The organism is uncultured Alloprevotella sp. (assembly GCF_963536905.1).
In the GTDB taxonomy this organism is placed as follows: domain Bacteria; phylum Bacteroidota; class Bacteroidia; order Bacteroidales; family Bacteroidaceae; genus Alloprevotella.
Map to the genome: position 1 here is coordinate 1 of NZ_CAUTBW010000042.1, position 21,215 is coordinate 21,215.

A 21,215-nucleotide genomic window follows, 5' to 3' on the forward strand; every position below is an offset into this window, starting at 1 on the left:
CAAACCTATAACCTTCTGATCCGTAGTCAGATGCTCTATTCAGTTGAGCTAGCGAGCCGAAAGTAGTGATTCGCATAGGATTCAAACCTATAACCTTCTGATCCGTAGTCAGATGCTCTATTCAGTTGAGCTAGCGAACCGTTTTCTTTTCGTTTGCGAGTGCAAAAGTATAAACATTTTTCTTATTAGCAAAGCCATTGCACTTTTTTTTGAAAAAAACGTAATAAAAATCCCCTCAAACATGGGCTTGAGGGGAAAATGATAAATAGAGTTGCTAATTTTAGCAAAGCTTACGAGAACCATCACCAATAACTACATCGATGACTACAGGCTCTTTGCCAAATTTTTCCTTGTAAGCATTCTTAGCTGTTGTAATGAAGTTGTCGTAGAGTTCTTCACGAACAAGGTTGATGGTGCAACCACCAAAACCACCGCCCATAACGCGAGATCCTGTTACACCACAAGATTTAGCAACTTCATTTAAGAAGTCAAGCTCAGGGCAAGAAACTTCGTATTCTTTGCTCAAGCCATGGTGTGTGTCGTACATCTTACGACCTACTTCTTCGTAATCGCCTTCTTCGAGAGCAACACTTACTTCCATGACGCGATATTTCTCACCGATAACATATTTAGCGCGAAGTGCATCTTCAGCACTCACTTCACCGCGAACTTGTTCGAGCATGTCGTAATCTGCATCACGGAGAGTTTCTACATTGGGGTGGTACTTCTTAATTGCAGCTACAACATTTTCGCAGCTCTTGCGACGATCGTTGTAGGCGCTAGATGCCAACTCATGTTTTACAAGAGAGTTGAGCAGAACGAGTTTGTAGCCCTTCGGATCAAATGGGAAGTACTTGTACTGGAGTGAGCGGCAGTCAAGGCGCATGATGTGACCTGCCTTACCAAATACTGAAGCAAACTGATCCATAATGCCGCAGTTGCAGCCAATGTAGTTATGCTCTGTTGCCTGACCTGCAAGTGCGAGTTGGAATTTCTCAATTTTGTTGTCGCCAAACAAATCGTTCAAGGCGAAAGCAAAGCAACTCTCAAGGGCAGCAGAGGAGGACATACCTGCACCGAGAGGCACATCACCGGCAAAGGCGGTATTGAAACCTTCTACAGGAACTCCGAGTTTCATCATCTCACGGCAGATTCCGAAAATGAAGCGGAAATGAGTTGCTGTTGGACCTTTTTCATCGTCGAGAGAGAATTCAGCATAATCTTTCAAGTCAATAGAATAAGCGCGGACTTTGCGTGTTCCGTTAGGTTTGATTTCAGCAATGATACCTTGTTTTACGGCACCAGGGAATACGAATCCGCCGTTATAGTCGGTGTGTTCACCAATGATATTGATACGACCGGGAGAAGCATATACAGAACCCGGAGTGCCATCGAAGTGCTTCAAGAAACGACTTCTTACATCTTCAACTGTTAAGTGCATGGTTGTAATTGTTTTATAGGTTTAGGATTGCGCCTGCAGCGTGTTTAGGGTGTGGCGCAATCTGTGTTTAGGTGATATGAAATGTAATTATTTTGCTTGTTTTGAAACTCGGCTACCTATCAATGCGTAGAAGAGGATATAAGCTGCACAGAACACAACTACCCAGTAGCTCTGGATGTAGCCTACAGCGTCAGCAACAGTAGCTTGGATGAACATCATCACTGCGCAACCAAAAACCATTGTCATGAAGATACCTGAAGCAATGGCTGTGTACTTGCCGAGGCCTTCAACAGCCATGTTGAAGATGCCACCCCACATAACTGAGGTGCAGAGACCTACGAGTAGGAATGCGAAAACCCCCATGGGGATGTCTTGCCATACCACTGTGAGTGTGCCCCAGTCAACACCTGGGAAGCTTACTGGAGTTTGCGGTGCAAACATACCGAAGAGTACGAGGACAAGAGTGGCTATAGAAACGGTTGTAATCATAGCACGGCTGCTGACTTTGCCACCAATGGATGCACCAACAAAACGACCGATAAGCATCATGAACCAATACACTGCTACAATCATACCTACTGTTGCTGCAGGAATGCCTTTCTCATTAGTGAGATACTGCTGTACAAAGTTAGGTACGCCAACTTCAATACCCATGTAGAGAAAGATAGCCAAAGCACCGAGGGCGAAATGACGATAGCTCAATGCGCCTTTTACTAATCCTACTTCAACAGGAGCTTGTTCGGGTTCTTCAATTTTTGTAAACGAGATAACAATAAATGCCACGACAAAGATTCCGAGGGCAATCAAAAGAGCTGGGGTCGCATGAGATATCTTTGCCTTTGCGGCATCGCCAATGAGTGCCCCCATGAGGATGTAACAAGCAACGGCAGCAGCGCTATTAAATACGCCACCAATTTGGATGAGTTGGTTGCCTGAGTTACCGCCGCCACCAAGGAGGTTCAACATGGGGTTTACAACGCAATTGAGGATACACATACAGAAACCTGCAATGAATGCACCAACAAGGTATACGCCAAATACGAGGCCAAGATTCTCCTCAACGTTAAGTTGACCGCTGAACCACTGAATTAAGATACCAACGATACCTACTGCAAGACCGATGAGCGCCGTTTTCTTGTAACCGAATTTAGCGATGAGCATACCAGAGGGAATTCCCATAACTAAATAAGCAACAAAGTTGCCATAGTTACCAATCTGGGCAAGTACATTAGAAATCGTACCTTGATGCTTAATGATAGTTGCCATCGGTGTGCAAAGGTTAGTCACGAATGCAATCATGGCAAACAAGGCAATCATAACGAATATGGCGCCCCATTGTTTCTTTTGTTGATTCATAAAGTTTGTAGTTTGTTTTTGTTATTGTTAGAATTAAATTGTTCCGAACTTATAGATCGTTTTCTGTGTGTAGACTTGCCCTGGTTTCAAGACAACGCTGGGGAAATAGGGATGATTTGGACTATCGGGGAAGTGTTGTGCTTCAAAGCAGAGTGCGCTGCGTCGGCCAAACGTAGCTCCATGTTGTCCCTTGTAGCCATCTGCCCAGTTGTCACTATAGAATTGTACACCTGGTTCGGTGGTATATACTTCCATGGTTCTTCCGCTCTTAGGCTCTGTTATTTTTGCTGCAAACGAGAGTTCACCTGGTTCGCGTTTATTGAGCACATAGCAGTGATCGTAACCTGCACCATTCTTTATCTGTTCATGATCTGCATCAATTCGTTCGCCAACAGCGTGTGGGGCTCTAAAGTCGAAAGGTGTGCCTTCAACCTTGAGAATTTCGCCTGTAGGAATAGAAGTGTCATCGATAGGTAGATAGAAATCTGCATTTATTTGGCAGATAATATCCATTGCAGATGGGGTGGGGTTGGCTATACCCGCAAGAGAGAAAAAGCCATGGCTCGTCATATTGACGATAGTTTTCTTATTGGTAGTGCCCTTATAGTCGATGAGCAACTCGTTGTCATTGTTCAGTGTGTACATCACTGTCATAGAGAGCTCTCCGGGGAATCCTTCTTGATAGTAGGCAGATACATAGCGAAGCACTAATGTGTGGTTGTTGATTTGTTCTGCATCCCAGACGCGGGCATGAAAACCAGTGGGACCTCCGTGGAGGTGATTAGGACCATTATTAATCGCTAACTGGTATTCTTTGTTGTTGAGTGTGAAGCGACCTTTTGCAATGCGATTGCCATAGCGTCCTACCAGTGTTGAAAGGAAGGGTTCGGGTGAGGAAACACAATCGTCAATGTTGTCGTGACCTTGTATTACATTTGCAAAATTTCCATTCTTGTCAGGCACCATGATGGCTACTAAAGATCCTCCATAGTTTGTAATGGCTACTTCCATTCCATTTTCATTGCGAAGGAAGAAGAGGTCTACATCTTTACCTTGAACTTTCTTTTGGAAGTCCTCTCTACGGAGTCCAGATAGACTTGCTTTGTTTTCCATATCGTTATATGTTTAGAGTTTCTTTTTCTTTTGTTATTATGTATATGTTTGAGTATTCTTTGCTAAATGCAGATATCATTTACACGCAAATTTGCAAATAACATTTGATTTGTGCAAATAAAAATACTCATAAAACTTGGCCGTTTTGCAAAATATAGAAAAATATTAAAAATAGCCATCGTAGTCCTATGTTTCAAGCCTCCTCTGTGTGTCTTTGTAATATGAATTCTCTTTGCTGTTATGGTATATGTTATCTCTTGTGTCATATATCCTTATTGCGTTCTGAAATACAATACGGATATATATCAGTTGGCTTATTGCGTCAGTTGACAGAATAAAGATATTTATGGATAAATGGCAAATGAGCTATAGTTTGTTCAGTTGACAGCAAGATAGGTGTGATATCTATAAAAGAAGGAGTTTGCTGCATAGGTGAAAAATGGACTATTTTCTGCATTTTAGTAGACTTACAAGAAAAAGAAAAAACGCATCTAAATGTTATTAGATGCGCTTTGGGGGGGAAAGAGTGTATGTTGTTTTTTTATTGCATACTGCCACCGACTATGTCGAGCAGTTCTGCTGTGATGGCATATTGACGTGACTTATTGTATTGCAATGTGAGTTCTCGAAGAAGTTCGTCTGCATTGTCTGTTGCAACTTGCATAGCTATAACGCGGGCTGCATGCTCTGAGGCGAGACTATCCAAAAGAGCTGTGTATAACTTCAGATGGAGAGCCTTAGGGATTAACTCTGAAATAAGTGTCTCTTGAGATGGTTCGACAATGTAGTCTAAATGAGTACCAGAGACTTCTTCAGTGTTGGCTTCAAGCTTTACAGGGAGGAATGTTTCTTGTGTAAGAATTTGCTTACCAACACTGTGGAAGTGATGGTAAATCATCTCAACGTGATCAATTTCCTCTGCTGCAAATTTTTGCATGAGATCTGCTGCTACTTCGGCTGCTGGCACATAAGCGGGATGCTCCACGATAGAGTCGTAGTCAGTAACTTTGAATCCTAGTTTGCGAGCAGCATCTGCTCCTTTTTTTCCAAAAGGATAGATGGCAGCAATCTCTACGTCCTTATTACGATATTCTTCAACAATACGTGTCAGTTCTTTGATGACATTGCCATTGAATGCTCCACAAAGGCTTGTATTGGAGCTATAGACAACAATAGCTACACGTTTCACTTCGCGCTCAGCGGAGAAGGGTGAGTTGATTTCGCCTTCCATCGAACTGACGAAAGTAGCCATAATCCGATTCAGCAGCGATTCATATGGACGCATACTCTCAATGGCTTTTTGAGCACCATGTAGTTTGGCACTTGCTACCATCTTCATTGCGCTCGTAATCTTTCGCGTTGAATTGACGGATGATATTCGATTTTTTACTTCCTTTAGCGAAGGCATAGGCTATAATTATTTATATTGTGCAGCAATATCAGCAGCAACTTTTTCAATCGTTGCAGTTACACCTTCAGTCAAGTTTCCTGCAGCAAGTGGTTCAAGAACGGTCTCTTTATAATTGCTGCGCATAATTTGAAGGAAGTTGTCTTGGAATTCCTGCACGTTCTCCACAGGTACGTTCTTCAGCAAGCCTTGTGTACCGCAGTAAAGGATAGCTACTTGCTCTTCTACAGCCATAGGGCTATATTGTTTTTGAATCAGCAATTCGTTGTTCTTACGTCCGCGATCAATAGTCATTGCCGTTACAGCGTCCATATCGCTAGAAAATTTAGCGAAGCTTTCCAGTTCTCTGTACTGAGCTTGGTCTATCTTCAACGTACCAGCCACTTTCTTCATACTCTTGATTTGAGCTGATCCACCTACACGGCTCACAGAGATACCTACATCAATAGCAGGACGCTGTCCACGGTTGAAAAGGTTCGTATCTAGATAGATCTGACCATCTGTAATAGAGATAACATTGGTGGGAATGTAAGCAGAAACGTCGCCGGCTTGTGTTTCAATGATAGGTAACGCTGTGAGTGAACCACCACCTTTAACGTGACTTTTCATCGAAGCAGGAAGGTCGTTCATTTGCTGTGCGACTTCATTCTGGGCATTGATTTTTGCTGCGCGCTCAAGTAGGCGTGAATGGAGATAGAAGACATCACCTGGATAGGCTTCACGCCCAGAAGGGCGGCGAAGAATCAACGAAACCTCACGATAGGCAACAGCTTGCTTTGAAAGGTCATCATAAACAACCAAAGCGTGCAGACCGCGATCGCGGAAGTATTCTCCAATGGCTGCACCTGCAAAGGGGGCAAAATACTGAAGTGCTGCAGGCTCGCTGGCAGTAGCACTAACTACAATGGTGTAGGGCATAGCGCCGAACTTCTTCAGCGTATTTACGGTTGAAGCTACGGTAGAGGCTTTCTGACCAATGGCTACATAGATACAATAAACAGGGTCGCCATTTTCATAGTTCTCCTTCTGATTGATAATTGTATCTATGGCGATGGCTGTTTTTCCTGTTTGGCGGTCACCGATAATAAGCTCGCGTTGTCCACGTCCAATTGGAATCATGGAGTCGACAGCTTTAAGACCTGTTTGGAGTGCTTGATTGACAGGTTGGCGATAGATAACGCCTGGAGCCTTGCGGTCCAGAGGCATTAGAAACTTTTCGCCACCAATTTCGCTACCGCCATCTAGCGGTTGTCCAAGAGGATTGATAACACGTCCCAGCATATCGTTGCTTACTTCGATAGAGGCTACACGTCCTGTACGCTTTACGCTCTGTCCTTCCTTGATGCCTTCAGAGGGACCAAGAAGCACTGCGCCGACGTTATCCTCTTCGAGGTTCATAGCCACGGCCATAACACCATTCTCGAATTCAATCAACTCATTCTCGGTAACGTTGGTAAGTCCGTAGATACGGGCAACACCATCACCAATGGTAAGGACTGTGCCGACCTCTTCAAACTGTATATTTGTATTGACAGCCTGTAGTTGTTGCAGTAGGACGTCAGATACTTCGCTGGGTTTGATATTATTTGGCATGATAGATAATTACTGTATTAACTTAAACTGCGCCGGAGTTGCAGCAACTGTGTGCGTAGACTGGCGTCTAGACGATATGTATCATATTGTAGAATGAAGCCGCCTTCAATTTTTGGATCTACATTGACTGTAAATTCCACATTACTTTTCGTTCGTGTTTCTACCATTTGTCTTAGTTTTTGACTAGTAGATGCACTCACGCTGACGGGAACTGTCAGGATGCCGCGAATGATACCTTTGCTCTTTAAATACAGAGAACAGAAAGTTAGAGCGATGAAATGAATCATCGAAGCCCTGTGGTTGCGGACGATGAGGTCTACGAAGCGGTTTGTAGAATAGCTGACTTCAGAAATACCACAAGCTGCGCATATAAGAAGTTCTGATTTTTTTGCATTGTCTAATACGGGGTTGGTGAGAGTCTGCAAAAGTTCAGGGACTTTTTGAAATGCTGCCGCTAGTGTGGTCATTTCCTGATACACACGGTCTTCTTCTTTATTGTCGGTTGCAAATCGCAGGAGCGTCTTTGCATAGCGTGTTGAAATAATTCCAATGTCCATAATTCAAAGCGTTAAGTATGCTTGATTACTTCACATCGTTCAGCATGCGTTGGATGTACTGCTCCTGCTCGTCGTTGCTTTGTAGCTGACGACGAATCACTTTCTCGGCGATTTGCACGGACAGATCTGCAACTTGCGAGCGAATATCAGCAAGAGCGTTTTCTTTCTCTGCTGCAATTTGCTTTTTAGCATCTTCAAGAAGCTGTTGGCCTTCGGTTTGTGCCTTGCCTTTAGCTTCATTGATGATGTTGTCGCGAGTTGCCATAGCCTCCTTGATGATTTGCGCTTGCTTTTCGTGCGCCTCATGCAGGATCTGTTCGCTCTCGACTTTTATATTGGCCAGTTTTTCATTGGCTTCGCGTGCATTCTTCAGAGATTCATCAATGAAGTTCTTGCGATCTTCTACAGCTTTGACAATGGTTGGAAATCCAAACTTAGCCAAGAGTCCAAAGACCACTAAGAAAGCAAGCAGCATCCAGAACATTAGACCGAAGTCGGGAGTCAGTATGGATGGCATATTCTGCATAATAAATTCGCCGTGTATTTGTGATTTACAAGAAGAAAATCAATACGCAAACAACCACTGCAAAGAGGGCAACACCCTCTATCAAACCTGCTACAACAATCATGTTTGAACGGATGTCGTTAGTAGCTTCTGGTTGGCGAGCAATAGCTTCCATGGCATTACCACCAATTTTACCGATACCGATACCTGCACCAATGGTTGAGAGACCTGCACCGATAGCGGCGCCAAACTTTGCAATACCTGCTGCAGCTACAGCTGCCTGTAAGAGAGTTAACATAGTTGTAATTTTTTGATTATTGTTTTATTGGATTATTTTTTATGATGTTCAGGGTGAGCTAAACCTATGAAAACGGAGCTCAGCATCGTGAAGATGTAGGCTTGGATAAAAGCCACTAATAGTTCAAGACAGTTCATGAAGAGAATTAGCACAAGGCTAAATGCTGAGAGCGAGGTTCCTACCCATGCGTTTACTTGGTATGTCACAAAGATAACGCATGTGATGGACAAGATGATGGCGTGTCCTGCTAGCATATTAGCAAAGAGTCGAATCATCAAGGAGAAGGGCTTTGTGAAGATTCCTGATAGCTCAATGACGGGCATCAGAGGCACTGGACACTTCATCCACACGGGCACTTCTGGCCAGACGATTTCTTTCCAGTACTCTCTATTACCTGAGAAGTTGGTAATTAGGAATGTAAGGAATGCTAGCACGAAGGTAATGGTTATATTACCCGTGACATTGGCACCACCTGGGAAAATAGGTAGCAATCCCATGAGATTTGTTACAAGGATAAAGAAGAAAACCGTAAGCAAATAAGGTGCAAAGGGCCTATAATTCTTTTCTCCGATACTGGCTTTGATAACATCGTTGTTTATACTCATAACCAGCACTTCTATTACGCTCACAAAGCCATCGGGAGCTCCTTGTCGCAAATCATGTTTTTTGTACCAGCGAGCACAAGGAATAAAGACGAGTAGTAAGATAAAGACATTTATCCATATTTGTACTACGTTCTTTGTAATAGAGAAATCCCATGGGCGATCATTAAAACCTTTTTCAAAGATTTTGCCTTGGCGTTCATGGTCGATGTAGAATCCGTTATAAGTCGCGCCATGTTCCAATTTTTCAGAAGAGAATACTTCCCAGTTGCCTTCATGATGCTTCACGATAACGAGTAGAGGGAATGAGATGTGCTGCCCTTCCCAGGTTGTTATATGCCAGTCGTAGGTGTCGCTCAAATGTCCCAATACTGCTTCTTTAATGTCGATGGGTTTATCTTTATCCACGGCACAAGAAGTCATACTAAAGGTCAGTATAAGCATTCCCACGAGGAGTCCTATGATTCGTAAATGTTTCATTTCTTATCAGTCTTTTTTCTATGATATTCCACCATCACGAAGTAGGCAGAAGTATAGATGAGCGTCACAAAGAAGAACACGATGACATTGACAGCAAAGAGGAGTACGTTTTGGCAGCCGAGTAGTCCATAGATAATGATAATCATCGCTATCACCAATAGTCGTACGACTTTCATGAGTAGGTAGTATCCTGTGATGGCTTTACTGTTTGTTTTGTGTAGCCATGCTCCTGCAGATATTTCCAAAGCTGTCAGGACAAAGAACATAATGCTGACGAGCGTAATGGGAGCAAGTTGTTGCTGTGCCTGCGGTCCTTTCAAATGTACCTCTAAGAAGAAAAGTATTGGGCCTAAGAAACAGAGTATGAACCCATAAAGGCCTATTACTTTAAGGAAGTGCATAAGAGTTGACTTGTGAGTTCTTACTATGTTATTTATTGCTATTGACTTCTACGCAGATGGATACCTCGTTATGGGTCACCTCGATGAAACCTCCTTTCACATGGAGCTGGAAAGGTGTTGCACCGCTTACGCTTACCACACCCTCCGTAAGATTGGAGATGATGGGAGCGTGGTTGTCCAGTACCTCGAAGGCTCCCATCCCTCCAGGTACGACGATGCTTTGGGCTTCGTCTTTGTAGAGAGTTTGTTCAGGAGAAACAATAGTTACACGCATGACTATACTATTTAAGCGTTAGCTTTTTCGAGAATCTTCGTACCCTTTTCGATGGCGTCATCGATGGTACCGACATTGAGGAATGCCTGTTCGGGGAGATAGTCCACTTCGCCATCAATAATCATATTAAAACCGCGGATAACTTCTTCGATAGGAACCATTACGCCTGGTACACCAGTAAACTTCTCTGCTACTGTGAATGGTTGGCTCAAGAAGCGTTGAACACGACGTGCGCGATTCACCGTCAGCTTGTCTTCGTCTGAAAGTTCATCCATACCGAGAATAGCAATGATATCTTGCAATTCGCTGTATTTCTGCAATATATGTTTTACCCGGTCTGCACACTCATAGTGTTCTTTACCGACGATGTTGGGATCAAGAATACGGCTGGTTGATGCCAGAGGATCAACAGCCGGGTAGATACCCAGCTCTGTAATTTTACGACTCAATACGGTGGTTGCATCCAAGTGGGTAAATGTTGTTGCTGGTGCGGGGTCGGTCAAGTCGTCCGCAGGAACGTAGACGGCCTGGATAGAGGTGATAGAACCATTTTTTGTGGAGGTGATACGCTCTTGCATGGCACCCATTTCGCTTGCCAATGTAGGTTGATAACCAACGGCAGAGGGCATACGGCCTAGCAAGGCACTTACCTCGGAGCCTGCCTGGGTAAAACGGAAGATGTTATCAATAAAGAAGAGAATATCAGTTTGCTTACCTTCTGCTGCACCGCTATCACGAAAGCTTTCTGCGATTGAGAGTCCTGAGAGAGCTACAGAGGAACGCGCACCAGGAGGTTCGTTCATCTGACCATAAACGAGCGTTGCTTGGCTCTTTGCCACTTCGTTGTAGTCCACTTTTGAGAGATCCCACTCGCCGTGTTCCATGGCATCTGTAAATTCTTTACCATATTTGATAACGCCCGACTCGATCATTTCTCTAAGCAAGTCGTTACCCTCACGAGTACGTTCACCAACACCGGCAAAGACTGAGAAACCGTCGTGGCCTTTGGCAATGTTGTTGATAAGTTCCATGATAAGCACAGTCTTACCTACACCGGCACCACCAAATAGACCCGTCTTTCCACCTTTTGAGTAAGGTTCTAACAAGTCAATAACTTTGATACCCGTATAGAGGATTTCGGAGCTCGTTTTGAGTTCGTCAAACTTAGGTGCTTGGCGGTGAATGGGATAGGCGGTGCCTTCTTTCGTTACCTCACGCAGACCGTCAATGCTTTCGCCCGTCACGTTCATCATGCGCCCTTTGATCTGTGGACCAGTAGGCATTGTGATTGGGCTTCCTTGTGGGCGAACTTCCATGCCGCGGTGCAAGCCGTCGGTATTGTCCATGGCTACGGTACGAACGGTGTCTTCACCGATGTGCTGTTGTACTTCAAGCACGATTGTGCGGCCGTCATCATGCGTCACTTCTAGGGCTTCATGGATCTTCGGCAACACTTCGGCTGCTGGACGACCTTTGGTGTCGAAGAATACATCCACAACGGCTCCGATAATCTGAGAGATACGTCCGTTTATTAGGGTATTGTTCATTATTTTATTTTATTAGATTTTTTTGTACTGCAAAAATACATAAAATTCTTAACAGATGAAATTTTCTTTCAGCCTTTTATTCTTATATGCTTAATTCGTCAAGCACTTTTATCAGGTTGCGATCGATAGGTTTTTTCTTTCCCACAGCGTCAACAAAGGGAACGTAAACTAACTCATTGTTGCGTACACCTACCATCACATTGCGTTGGCCTTGTTTTATAGCTTGGATGGCGCCTACGCCTGTCAGACTCGCCAAAATTCGGTCATGAGCAGATGGACTACCGCCGCGCTGGAGGTGTCCTAAAATACTTACGCGTACATCAAATTCTGGATATTCTTTATTTACACGTTCAGCATAATACATGGCTCCACACTTTGGGCTCTCACTTACAATGACAATGCAGCTTTTCTTGCTTTTCCGAATACCGCGTTTCATAAATTCGATGAGCTGATCAGAGTCGGTGGAATCTTCGGGTATAATAGCTGCTTCTGCACCTGCGGCAATTGCACTGTATTGTGCCAAGAAACCAGCATCGCGCCCCATCACTTCCACAAAGAAAATACGCTCATGACTGGTGGCCGTATCGCGAATTTTGTCTACACATTCTTTGATGGTGTTTAGCGTGGTGTCGTAGCCGATAGTGGAATCTGTACCCCAGAGGTCATTGTCGATAGTTCCGGGGAGTCCAATACAGGGGAAATCGTATTCATCAGCCAATAACATAGCACCTGTTAATGAGCCATTACCTCCAATCACTACTAGGGCATCTATACCTTCCTTCACAAGAGTGTCATAGGCTTTCTTGCGCCCTTCTGCAGTAGTAAATTCTTTGCTGCGAGCGGTGCGGAGGATTGTGCCACCGCGCTGTATGATGCTACTCACGTTCTCTGTTGTAAAAAGCTGTATATCGTCGTTGATAAGCCCTTCATAGCCGCGGTATATGCCTTTTATTTTATAGCCATTGCTGATGCCACTGCGCGTCACTGCGCGTATGGCAGCGTTCATACCGGGAGCATCGCCACCCGAGGTTAGAATACCAATACAACGTATTTTCCCCATTTTTTATTTGTTTTTTGTTAAGTTAAAAGATATGTGTTGTTATAACAAACACTGCGCCGCCTGCTGCTGCACCCATGAGTACCTTTACAAAGATATGTCTGACGTACCATGTTATGCTTACATTTTCCATTTTCCGAAGAGCATAGCCAGCTGTAGTACCAATAAAAAGGAAAGTGCCCCCCATCGCTGTAGTGTAGCTGAGCCACGGCCAGAAGTTACCATCAGGCTGGAAGGGGGCTGCGGTGTTGGAGGCGAAGAAACCTACATTGAGAAGGAGCATTGCCACATTGTTAAAGACAATAGAAGCCGCACCTGCCATTATTCCCACAAGGTAGTAGTTGTTGCCGTGCTGTGTGATCCAAGCGACGATTCTTGGCAGAAGACCACTCTCACACACAGCGCCTACGCTCAGCGTCAACCCCACAAAGAGAAGTATGTTTTGCAGCGTCTGGTATTGTAGTGCGATAGGGCTGCGTTTACCTGCCATCAAACCGCTAGAGAGGAGTTTGCGATTGCAGAGCTCGTTAACTATCCACAATATGCCCAATACGCACAAAGCGCCGCTAAATGAGGGCAAGTGGGTTATGCGGTGATAGGTAGGAATAAACCACAGACCGCCGATACCCACAAAGAGCATCAGTGCGCGTTGCCAGAGGTTAAGAGTAGAGTCGTCACCACGGTAGGGAGGAATGGAACGTACCAGACGGACATGAGCTGGAAGAGACTGTTGAACAAGCAACGTTGTCACTCCCACGGCCACCATGCAGGGGAGCATCATCATCATGCTGTAATGAGTAGGTGTGATAAGTCCATGATTCCATAGTGTTAGGCTCGACACATCGCCGATTGCGGTGAATGCTCCACCGCAATTAGCCGCCACCACGATAACACTACCAAAGCGCAGTCGGCTACGTTCGTCGGCTACTATGCTGTGCATCACGGCAAGCATGAGGCATGTCACGGTGAGATTATCGAGGTTAGCGGAAAGAACAAAGGTAAGACCGACCACAGTCCACAAAAAACGACGTGGTGAGCGTGTACGTAGCCATACATGAAGGAAGTCGAAGCAGCCGTTATTGTCGAGCACTTCTGTAATGCTTAGTGTGGCTAGCAAGAAGAGTATGACTGAGGCGGCATCGAGAAAATATTTAAAGAAGACATGTTCAGCTATAAAATCTTTCACTAAGCTGCTATTGAGTGACGCACCGTGGAAAAAAGTGGAAAACTCCGCTTCGTGCTGAGAGAGTACAAAATCGGCACCATAGCAGATGTACAGCACCCAACACACTACACCAATAAATATAGCCACAGCGGCTTTGTTAATGTGATGGAAAATTTCAGTGGCCATTGCTAGTAGTCCAAAGAGAAAAAGAGTAAGGATTCCGATTCCCATACAAGATTGTTCTTTCCAAATTTCTGCAAATATAATAATTCTTTTGTACTTATCATGTTTCTTCTTTTCCCTTATGTGAGAAATTCCTAGGTTTATTTTTATTATAACACTGATAGAAACGAGATCAATATGAGAGTTTATATTTATGTGTTGGTGAATAAGTGTTTGATAATTAGTGTCTATCTCTGGAAGATGTAGGTATTATCCTTAAGTTTGTTGGATTTGGAACTGCAAGCGTAGACGAATGAAGAGGTATATGAGTTGCAGTAGAGGCTATGCGATATCTCTCACGGGGCCGCCCTTCTGGCACCACACGTGGGTATTCCTGCTGAAGGCATTACTATTGTGTTTGGGAAAGCAATTGGGGTTACTAACCTACGCGGTGTTACGATGTACTCGGTAATCCCTCTTTAGTTACAACGTTCGGTCTGAAAGATGGTGGTATGCAACTGATGAGAATGTAATTTCGTACAATTCTTCTGATTTACTGTTTTTTCTCATTGTCTCTAGTGGTTGAGGAGGAGATGAGTAGTGTTATTTTCAGAAAGTGTTGATGGAGCAACGTACTTCATAATACTGTGTGATATATGTAGATAAAACACTGCCTATCAATGGCTGTATGCGAAGGCATTTGAGCTATGATAGGCAGTAGAAATCAGTAGTTTAATAAGGAAATGCTTAGAAAGCAAAGTGGATGAGGTCGTTGAAGATAGCATACGCCATCAGCAGTAGGAGAAAGCTCATGCCTATCTTCTCTGCCATTTCCATGAATTTCTCACTGGGTTTTCTTCGTGTGACAACTTCTGCCACGAGAAAGAGCGCATGTCCACCGTCAAGGGCCGGTATGGGGAGAACGTTCATAAAGGCTAGCATGAGCGATATAAACGCTGTAAGCTCCCAGAAACGTTGCCAATCCCACGTGGTTGGGAAGAGTGAACCGATGGCACCAAACGAACCGATAGATTTAGCCCCGTCTTTTGTGAAGAGGTATTTCAAGTCATCGATGTAGCCTTTAAATACACCAATTCCGTGCTTTATGCCTGCAGGGAAAGCTGCTAAGAAGTTATAGTTGATGTGTGTTTTCTCGTATTTCTCGCGAGGAGCAGTCCAAGTGGCTCCGAGAGAGAGTTGTGCATCGAGTTGAGCCTCGAGCGTGTCGATACTGCCGTCTTTGTGTGCCACTGCTAGTGTAACTGTGCGTATGGCAAGACTGTCCTTAGGGCTGCATCCTGGAGCATGGGAGAAGACGCGTTGTAGCATCGTTCTGTGATCCATATCGTTTGCTTTCTTGTTGAGCTTTTCAGCAAGCAGAGTTTTCTCTAATGTGAATTCGTTCCAGGTGGAGATACTCTTTCCATTGAAGCCTACCACTTTGTCGCCAGCTTGTATGCCTGCTTTAGCCGCTGCACTACCTGCCACTACGCTATCGATGACACTGGGCATCAGTTCGAGCATAAAGGGTGGTTTGTGTTTCATCATGTCGAGCATATTCATCTTTCCTGGTAACGTGAGTGTGACCTCTTTGCCGTTGCGCAGAACGGTGCATGAGGTGGCTTCGCTGATGGCACGGTAAACGTTGCCAATGCTTTGTGTGTTGTCGAAACGTGTGAAAGTCACTTCATTGGTGCGAAGGGGGATGTCACCGTCTCTAAAGCCATATTGCTGAGCTGTCTCGTTGAATTTGAAGCCGTCCTTTACGTTCTCTATGGGCACGTAGGTATCGCCCCATACGAAGAGAATCATGGCGTAGATGAAGAGCGCAACAATGAAGTTGACGATAACGCCAGCTAGCATCACAATGAGTCGTTGCCAAGCTGGCTTTGCGCGAAACTCCCAGGGTTGAGCAGGTTGCTTCATCTGTTCTGTGTCCATCGATTCGTCGATCATGCCTGAGATTTTTACATATCCTCCTAGTGGCAACCAGCCGAGCACGTATCTGGTGTCGCTCTTCTTGGGTTTGAAGCTGAAGAGATTGAACCAAGGGTCGAAGAAGAGAGCAAATTTCTCGACACGAATCTTGAAGAGTTTAGCTGCTAAGAAGTGGCCTCCTTCGTGCAGAAATACGAGAATAGAGAGGCACAAGATGAGCTGGAGGGCTCTGATGAGAAATACTTCCATGAAAAAAGGTGGGTTTAGTGTCTTGTTTATGAGTGCTTATCCTCTAAAGGGCAGCACTTGCTTGTTTTTGTTTGTGTCTATGTGTGATTATTCTTGGATGAGCTGCTGTGTGTAACGACGTGTTTCACTATCGGTTGTGAAATAGTCTTCTAGTGAGGGCGTGGCAATAAAGGGGACTTCCTCCATGGCTTGAGCAATGATGCGTGGGATGTTCATAAAGCCTATTTTGGCCTCTCTGAAGGCGATATTTACTACCTCGTTGGCTGCATTCATTATACAGGGTATATTACCACCACGCTGGCAGGCATCATAGGCTAATTGGATGCAGGGGAACATCTCTTTATTGGCCTTCTCAAAATGGAGTGTCTGTATCTCGAAGAGATTAAGACGTCCACTGTTGAGCGGTAGGCGTTGAGGGAAGGAGAAGGCGTACTGGATGGGAAGACGCATGTCTGGGAGCCCTAACTGGGCGATGATAGAGCCGTCCTCAAACTGCACAGCTGAGTGGATGATACTCTCTGGCTGGACCACGATTTCTATATCTGCAGGCTTTACATTATAAAGCCATTTGGCTTCTATCATCTCAAAGCCTTTGTTCATCATTGTGGCAGAGTCTATAGTTATCTTAGCTCCCATCTCCCAGTTGGGATGACGAAGAGCTTGCGTTGCTGTCACTGTCTGTAGTTCTTCAAGGTTGAGCTTGCGGAAGGGGCCTCCACTGGCCGTGAGTAGGATCTTCTCTATCTTATTGTTTCCTTCTCCTGCGAGAGCTTGGAAGATGGCCGAATGTTCGCTATCAACGGGGAGAATAGGCGCCTGGTTTTCGAATGCAAGGCGTGTGATGATATCTCCTGCCACTACTAGGGTCTCCTTGTTGGCTAACGCTATGGTCTTGTGGGCCTGAATGGCGTGGACAGTAGGGCGAAGTCCTGCAAAGCCTACCATTGCCGTTAGAACAATATCTATGTTCTCGTTCTCTACCACTTCGCAGAGGGCTTGCTCACCGCTATACACCTTGATGTCGGTATCGGCCAACGCTTCCTTGACCTGATTGTACTTGTCGGTATCGGCAATGACAACTGTATCGGGAGAGAACTCGCGTGCTTGCTGTATGAGTAGGTCAGCATTGCTGCCTGCTGTGAGCGTATGTGCTTCGAAGAGATCTTTGTGTTGTCGAATGACATCTAAGGCCTGTGTTCCGATGCTTCCCGTAGAGCCGAGAATGGCTATCTTCTTCATATAATGTGTTTGTAATAAGTCGTGTAGATTAAATGAGGTCTAGTATGCCTTCTGGTAAATTGAGCTCAAGAACTTTCTTTTGTAAGTCGTAGTGGAGCAGAAAATCGTCGTGGTAAGGGATTAGATGACCCGAAGAAAGCGAAAGAAGGATATTAACAGAAGAGTCGTCAACTTCCATAATTCTACCTAGGCTTCTGCCTTGCTGATCGCTGACTTTAAAGCCTACTAGTGCTTTAAGGGAAGGGAGAGTGTCGGCATCTTCTTTGCAGACAGCTGCTGCTGGGTAGAATACTTCTGCCCCCACAAGTCGCTTTGCTGCTGCTTCAGTATCTATGTCCACCAACTTTAAAATAAGCGTACTATCGTTCTTAAAACGATATTCTTCCCAAAAGTAAGGCACTAATATTCCATCTCGATTGAGCACAAGGTACTCAGCCTCTCCACGGTCGAAAGCATCATTGGTGAATTGAAGTTCTACTTCTCCGATGATGCCTCTATAGCGCGTTATACGACCTATATAGATAACGTCTTCTTCTCGAATCATTCTGTACGCTTGATATTTGCTCCGAGCGAATTGAGACGCTCTTCTATGTTTTCGTATCCGCGGTCGATCTGCTCGATATTGTCTATAATGCTTGTACCTTCAGCACTCATAGCTGCAATAAGCAGGGCTATACCGGCACGAATATCGGGACTCGTCATGCGGCGAGCTCGAAGAGTAAAAGCGTTGTTATGGCCCACTACAACGGCTCTGTGAGGATCGCAGAGGATGATCTGTGCTCCCATCTCTATGAGCTTATCGACAAAGAATAAGCGACTCTCAAACATCTTTTGATGAAAGAGTACAGAACCTTTGGCTTGCGTAGCTACTACGATAAGAACGCTTAGCAAGTCGGGCGTTAAGCCAGGCCAAGGTGCATCCGCTACAGTCATAAAAGAACCATCAATGAAGGTCTCAATTTCGTAGTTGTCTTGCCGAGGAATATATAAGTCATCACCACGACGCTCCATCTTTATGCCTAATTGGCTGAAAGAATAGGGGATAATACCCAATTCTTCATAAGCAACATCCTTGATGGTGAGTCCATCGCCTGCTAAGGCTGCCATGCCTATAAAGGAGCCGATTTCAATCATATCAGGTAAGATGCGATGCTCTGTACCTTGAAGTTTTTTTACGCCTTCTATGGTCAGCAAATTAGAGGCAATGCCACTGATTTTTGCTCCCATGCAGTTCAGCATCTTACAAAGTTGCTGAATATAGGGCTCACATGCTGCGTTGTAGATTGTGGTAGTTCCTTCTGCTAAAACAGCAGCCATAACAATATTGGCTGTACCTGTGATACTGGCTTCATCAAGCAACATATAGGTTCCCTTGAGCTTATCAGCACTAATCTCAAAAGTTTGTTGCTTCATAGAGTGGCTAAACTTGGCTCCTAACTTCTTGAAGCCAAGGAAGTGTGTATCTAGTCTACGACGCCCTATCTTATCGCCTCCTGGTTGCGCAAGAGCTGCCCAACCATAGCGAGCTAATAGAGGTCCTAATAAGAGTACAGAACCGCGCAATTTAGAGCAGCGCGATAAGAATTCAGTGCTACGAAGATACTCGAGATTGAGTTCTTTTGCTTGAAAGGTGAAATCGCCTGGAGCATTCTTTGTAATCAAACATCCCATGTCGCTCATCAATCTTATGAGATTGTTGACATCGAGAATGTTAGGAATATTAGTTATTCTAACGGACTCAGCAGTAAGCAGCGTTGCCGCAATCACTTCGAGAGCTTCATTCTTAGCTCCTTGAGGAGTTATTTCCCCTTTGAGGCGGTGACCGCCTTCAATGATGAAAGATGCCATAATTGATGAGGATAAAGTTATAAACTCAGTTTGCCGTCACTGTAAGTTTCAAGATCGCGAGCCACCTTATTATCTGTAGCACTGCCACCTTTCCATGCAGCTAAGTTACGTTTCATACGATTAGCGATAAGCAGAAGCCTGCGTTCTCTCTGTTCGTCGTCTGGTTCTGTACTGAGAATCTTAATAGCATTTTCAATCAAGCGACCATAATGACGATAGCGAATAGAACCTTGAGGGTACGGTAACTTCTGCGGACGGCTCCCTTCTTTTCTTTTGCAAATTTCTACAGGATAGTCAATTTCTAATTTATACTTTGCCATATAGGCAAGATGATCCCAGAGTTTATGTGTAAAATTAGGGATATTCTTCAACTGTGGATTCAGTTGAGCCATGATGCGTACAATACGCTGTGCATACGCTTGCCTCTCTCTGCGGTCTTGTATGTTGCAGGCGTGCTCCACCATCTTCTGTATAAGTCGGCCGTACTCAGGCAGCATCAATTTCTCTTCGTTTGTGTTGTATTTCATTTAGATGAGTTTCTTGGGTTGTGTCGCAATAAATTGTTTCAAATAAAATGGTTCGAAATATGCAACATCTTCAAACTTCTTTCTTACCCATGCCTTTTCAGCAAGTGGAAACATATTTTTTGCATCGGGGACAATATCCGAAATAAAATGTGCATTGGGGTGCTGAATGACACCTCTACATTTCTCTGCTCCATTGCCAAAGAAATAAACAGGGCCCTTATCTAGAAAATCCTTGTAGGTATTCTCATCCACTATATCAGCAGCCGTAGGGCGTACCGTGTTAAGCGCACGATCATAGATACTTGCATAAACTTCCATGCGTCGAGCATCTATCATAGGGCACAATAGAGCGTTTTCTTCTATCTCGTGGTATAACAGAACAGGAACGCATAGTAACTCTAACGTAGGAATGGCAATTAGCGGAAGATCGCGGCCATAACAAATACCTTTAGCTTCACTTACGCCTATTCTCAGTCCCGTGTAAGAGCCTGGCCCCATACTCACTGCAACTGCATCGAGAGGAATTGCATGGTTATCGGCAAACGAGATGGCATCACGAACCATTGGAGCAAGTACTTTGGCATGATTGAGAGCTGTTCCATCAAATTCTTTATAGATACTTGTCCCATTTTCAGACAATGCAACGGAACAGACTTGTGTGGAAGATTCAATATGTAGAATGCAAGACATATAGCTACTATGTTTTGAACAAAAATTTGCTGCGAAGTTACAAACTTTCTATGAAAAATCCCAACGCTTTTGGCTAATCACTCTATTTTCCTTAATTTTGCTGACCGAAAAAGCAGTTGAATGGTCCGTCGTGGATAGTCTTTTTTAGACTAGACGAGGAAAGTCCGGGCAGCATAGGGTGCTCCGCTTCTTAATGGGAAGTTGTCTGCGAAGGCGAATAAACGTAGAAGAAAATAACTGCCTCTTTCGGAGGTAAGGGTGAGAAGGTGAGGTAAGAGCTCACCAGCAATGTGGTGACATGTTGGCTGTGCGTATCGGAGGCTGAAAGTTCGCGTAAACTGGCGCTTGAGGGCGACCCGCTCGAGCCAGAGGGTAGAACGATAGAGCCTATTGGTGACAATAGGCCAGGATAAATGACGGGCACATTCTTTGGAATGGACAGAACTCGGCTTATAGTTTAACTGCTTTTTCTTTTTGTTTTCAATCATTTATCTAACTTGCATAGATTGAAAACTTACTAAAGCAAATGTTCTATAGGAGTTTGATGTGGAAAATAAATCCCACACTCAGACAGATGTAAACAAGGTTTCTCTAAACTACTATTTGTAAATATTTTTCGCATCCTACGGCCTCGAGAATCGCTCAAAATCCAACTTCTTTGCCTGCGAACGAAAAGAACGCTAATTTGAAACATTACGAAAAAAGACTTATTTTCAATTTCTCAAGGAGAAATTTTATTTTCTATACTACAAATTTTATTTTCTC

At 44.4% G+C, this 21,215-nt stretch carries 20 protein-coding genes, 1 tRNA gene and 1 other RNA gene; 1 reads left to right on the plus strand and 21 read right to left on the minus strand.

Annotated elements, in window-relative coordinates; translation table 11 throughout:
* Positions 1-66: 66 nt before the first annotated feature.
* The 21 genes from ABLA33_RS07740 to tsaB form a co-directional block, all read right to left on the minus strand.
* Positions 67-140: transfer RNA gene (locus tag ABLA33_RS07740), tRNA-Arg, on the minus strand.
* 140 nt (positions 141-280) lie between these two features.
* Positions 281-1,441, minus strand: a complete 1,161-nt coding sequence (galK, locus tag ABLA33_RS07745) for a galactokinase (protein ID WP_311489898.1) — start codon at positions 1,439-1,441, stop codon at positions 281-283.
* Positions 1,442-1,528: 87 nt separating this feature from the next.
* Positions 1,529-2,797 (minus strand): MFS transporter, encoded by a 1,269-nt coding sequence (locus ABLA33_RS07750; RefSeq protein WP_311489899.1) that lies wholly within the window; start codon positions 2,795-2,797, stop codon positions 1,529-1,531.
* A gap of 33 nt (positions 2,798-2,830) precedes the next feature.
* A complete protein-coding gene (locus ABLA33_RS07755) occupies positions 2,831-3,910 on the minus strand; it encodes an aldose epimerase family protein (RefSeq protein ID WP_347719877.1) in 1,080 nt (359 codons plus the stop codon).
* Positions 3,911-4,451: 541 nt separating this feature from the next.
* Positions 4,452-5,318 (minus strand): F0F1 ATP synthase subunit gamma, encoded by an 867-nt coding sequence (locus tag ABLA33_RS07760; protein WP_311489901.1) that lies wholly within the window; start codon positions 5,316-5,318, stop codon positions 4,452-4,454.
* A gap of 9 nt (positions 5,319-5,327) precedes the next feature.
* Positions 5,328-6,911, minus strand: coding sequence for a F0F1 ATP synthase subunit alpha (atpA, locus tag ABLA33_RS07765; protein ID WP_311489902.1), 1,584 nt, complete (start codon positions 6,909-6,911; stop codon positions 5,328-5,330).
* Between the two features lie 17 nt (positions 6,912-6,928).
* The gene (locus ABLA33_RS07770; protein ID WP_347719878.1) at positions 6,929-7,468 is read right to left on the minus strand and encodes a F0F1 ATP synthase subunit delta; all 540 of its coding nucleotides are present in this window, start codon (positions 7,466-7,468) and stop codon (positions 6,929-6,931) included.
* Positions 7,469-7,493: 25 nt separating this feature from the next.
* A complete protein-coding gene (gene atpF / locus ABLA33_RS07775; protein ID WP_347719879.1) occupies positions 7,494-7,994 on the minus strand; it encodes a F0F1 ATP synthase subunit B in 501 nt (166 codons plus the stop codon).
* A 25-nt stretch (positions 7,995-8,019) separates the two neighbouring features.
* Entirely contained in the window at positions 8,020-8,271 is a 252-nt protein-coding gene (gene atpE / locus ABLA33_RS07780; protein ID WP_311489905.1) for an ATP synthase F0 subunit C, read from the minus strand.
* 32 nt (positions 8,272-8,303) lie between these two features.
* Complete coding sequence (gene atpB / locus ABLA33_RS07785; protein ID WP_347719880.1) at positions 8,304-9,353, minus strand: F0F1 ATP synthase subunit A; 1,050 nt, start codon at positions 9,351-9,353, stop codon at positions 8,304-8,306.
* Positions 9,350-9,754 (minus strand): hypothetical protein, encoded by a 405-nt coding sequence (locus tag ABLA33_RS07790; protein WP_311489907.1) that lies wholly within the window; start codon positions 9,752-9,754, stop codon positions 9,350-9,352. The genes atpB and ABLA33_RS07790 overlap by 4 nt, the downstream gene beginning before the upstream one ends.
* Before the next feature lie 28 nt (positions 9,755-9,782).
* Positions 9,783-10,028, minus strand: a complete 246-nt coding sequence (locus tag ABLA33_RS07795) for a hypothetical protein (protein ID WP_347719881.1) — start codon at positions 10,026-10,028, stop codon at positions 9,783-9,785.
* An 11-nt stretch (positions 10,029-10,039) separates the two neighbouring features.
* Positions 10,040-11,575 carry a F0F1 ATP synthase subunit beta gene (gene atpD / locus ABLA33_RS07800; RefSeq protein ID WP_347719882.1) on the minus strand — a complete coding sequence of 512 codons (1,536 nt, stop codon included), beginning with the start codon at positions 11,573-11,575 and terminating at the stop codon, positions 10,040-10,042.
* Between the two features lie 82 nt (positions 11,576-11,657).
* Positions 11,658-12,635, minus strand: a complete 978-nt coding sequence (gene pfkA, locus ABLA33_RS07805; protein ID WP_347719883.1) for a 6-phosphofructokinase — start codon at positions 12,633-12,635, stop codon at positions 11,658-11,660.
* A 22-nt stretch (positions 12,636-12,657) separates the two neighbouring features.
* Positions 12,658-14,028, minus strand: a complete 1,371-nt coding sequence (locus tag ABLA33_RS07810; protein WP_347719884.1) for an SLC13 family permease — start codon at positions 14,026-14,028, stop codon at positions 12,658-12,660.
* 678 nt (positions 14,029-14,706) lie between these two features.
* The gene (locus ABLA33_RS07815) at positions 14,707-16,146 is read right to left on the minus strand and encodes a site-2 protease family protein (protein ID WP_347719885.1); all 1,440 of its coding nucleotides are present in this window, start codon (positions 16,144-16,146) and stop codon (positions 14,707-14,709) included.
* Positions 16,147-16,233: 87 nt separating this feature from the next.
* Positions 16,234-17,385 carry a 1-deoxy-D-xylulose-5-phosphate reductoisomerase gene (locus ABLA33_RS07820; RefSeq protein WP_311489913.1) on the minus strand — a complete coding sequence of 384 codons (1,152 nt, stop codon included), beginning with the start codon at positions 17,383-17,385 and terminating at the stop codon, positions 16,234-16,236.
* Between the two features lie 28 nt (positions 17,386-17,413).
* The gene (gene rimM, locus ABLA33_RS07825) at positions 17,414-17,929 is read right to left on the minus strand and encodes a ribosome maturation factor RimM (protein ID WP_311489914.1); all 516 of its coding nucleotides are present in this window, start codon (positions 17,927-17,929) and stop codon (positions 17,414-17,416) included.
* Positions 17,926-19,233 (minus strand): UDP-N-acetylglucosamine 1-carboxyvinyltransferase, encoded by a 1,308-nt coding sequence (murA, locus tag ABLA33_RS07830; protein WP_347719886.1) that lies wholly within the window; start codon positions 19,231-19,233, stop codon positions 17,926-17,928. Before murA ends, rimM begins: the two co-directional genes overlap by 4 nt.
* A gap of 17 nt (positions 19,234-19,250) precedes the next feature.
* Entirely contained in the window at positions 19,251-19,760 is a 510-nt protein-coding gene (locus ABLA33_RS07835; protein ID WP_347719887.1) for a DUF4290 domain-containing protein, read from the minus strand.
* Positions 19,761-20,450, minus strand: a complete 690-nt coding sequence (tsaB, locus tag ABLA33_RS07840; protein WP_311489917.1) for a tRNA (adenosine(37)-N6)-threonylcarbamoyltransferase complex dimerization subunit type 1 TsaB — start codon at positions 20,448-20,450, stop codon at positions 19,761-19,763.
* A 112-nt stretch (positions 20,451-20,562) separates the two neighbouring features.
* Between tsaB and rnpB the strand changes: the two genes are divergently transcribed.
* An RNA gene (gene rnpB / locus ABLA33_RS07845) (RNase P RNA component class A) lies at positions 20,563-20,919 on the plus strand.
* The last annotated feature ends 296 nt before the right edge of the window (positions 20,920-21,215 follow it).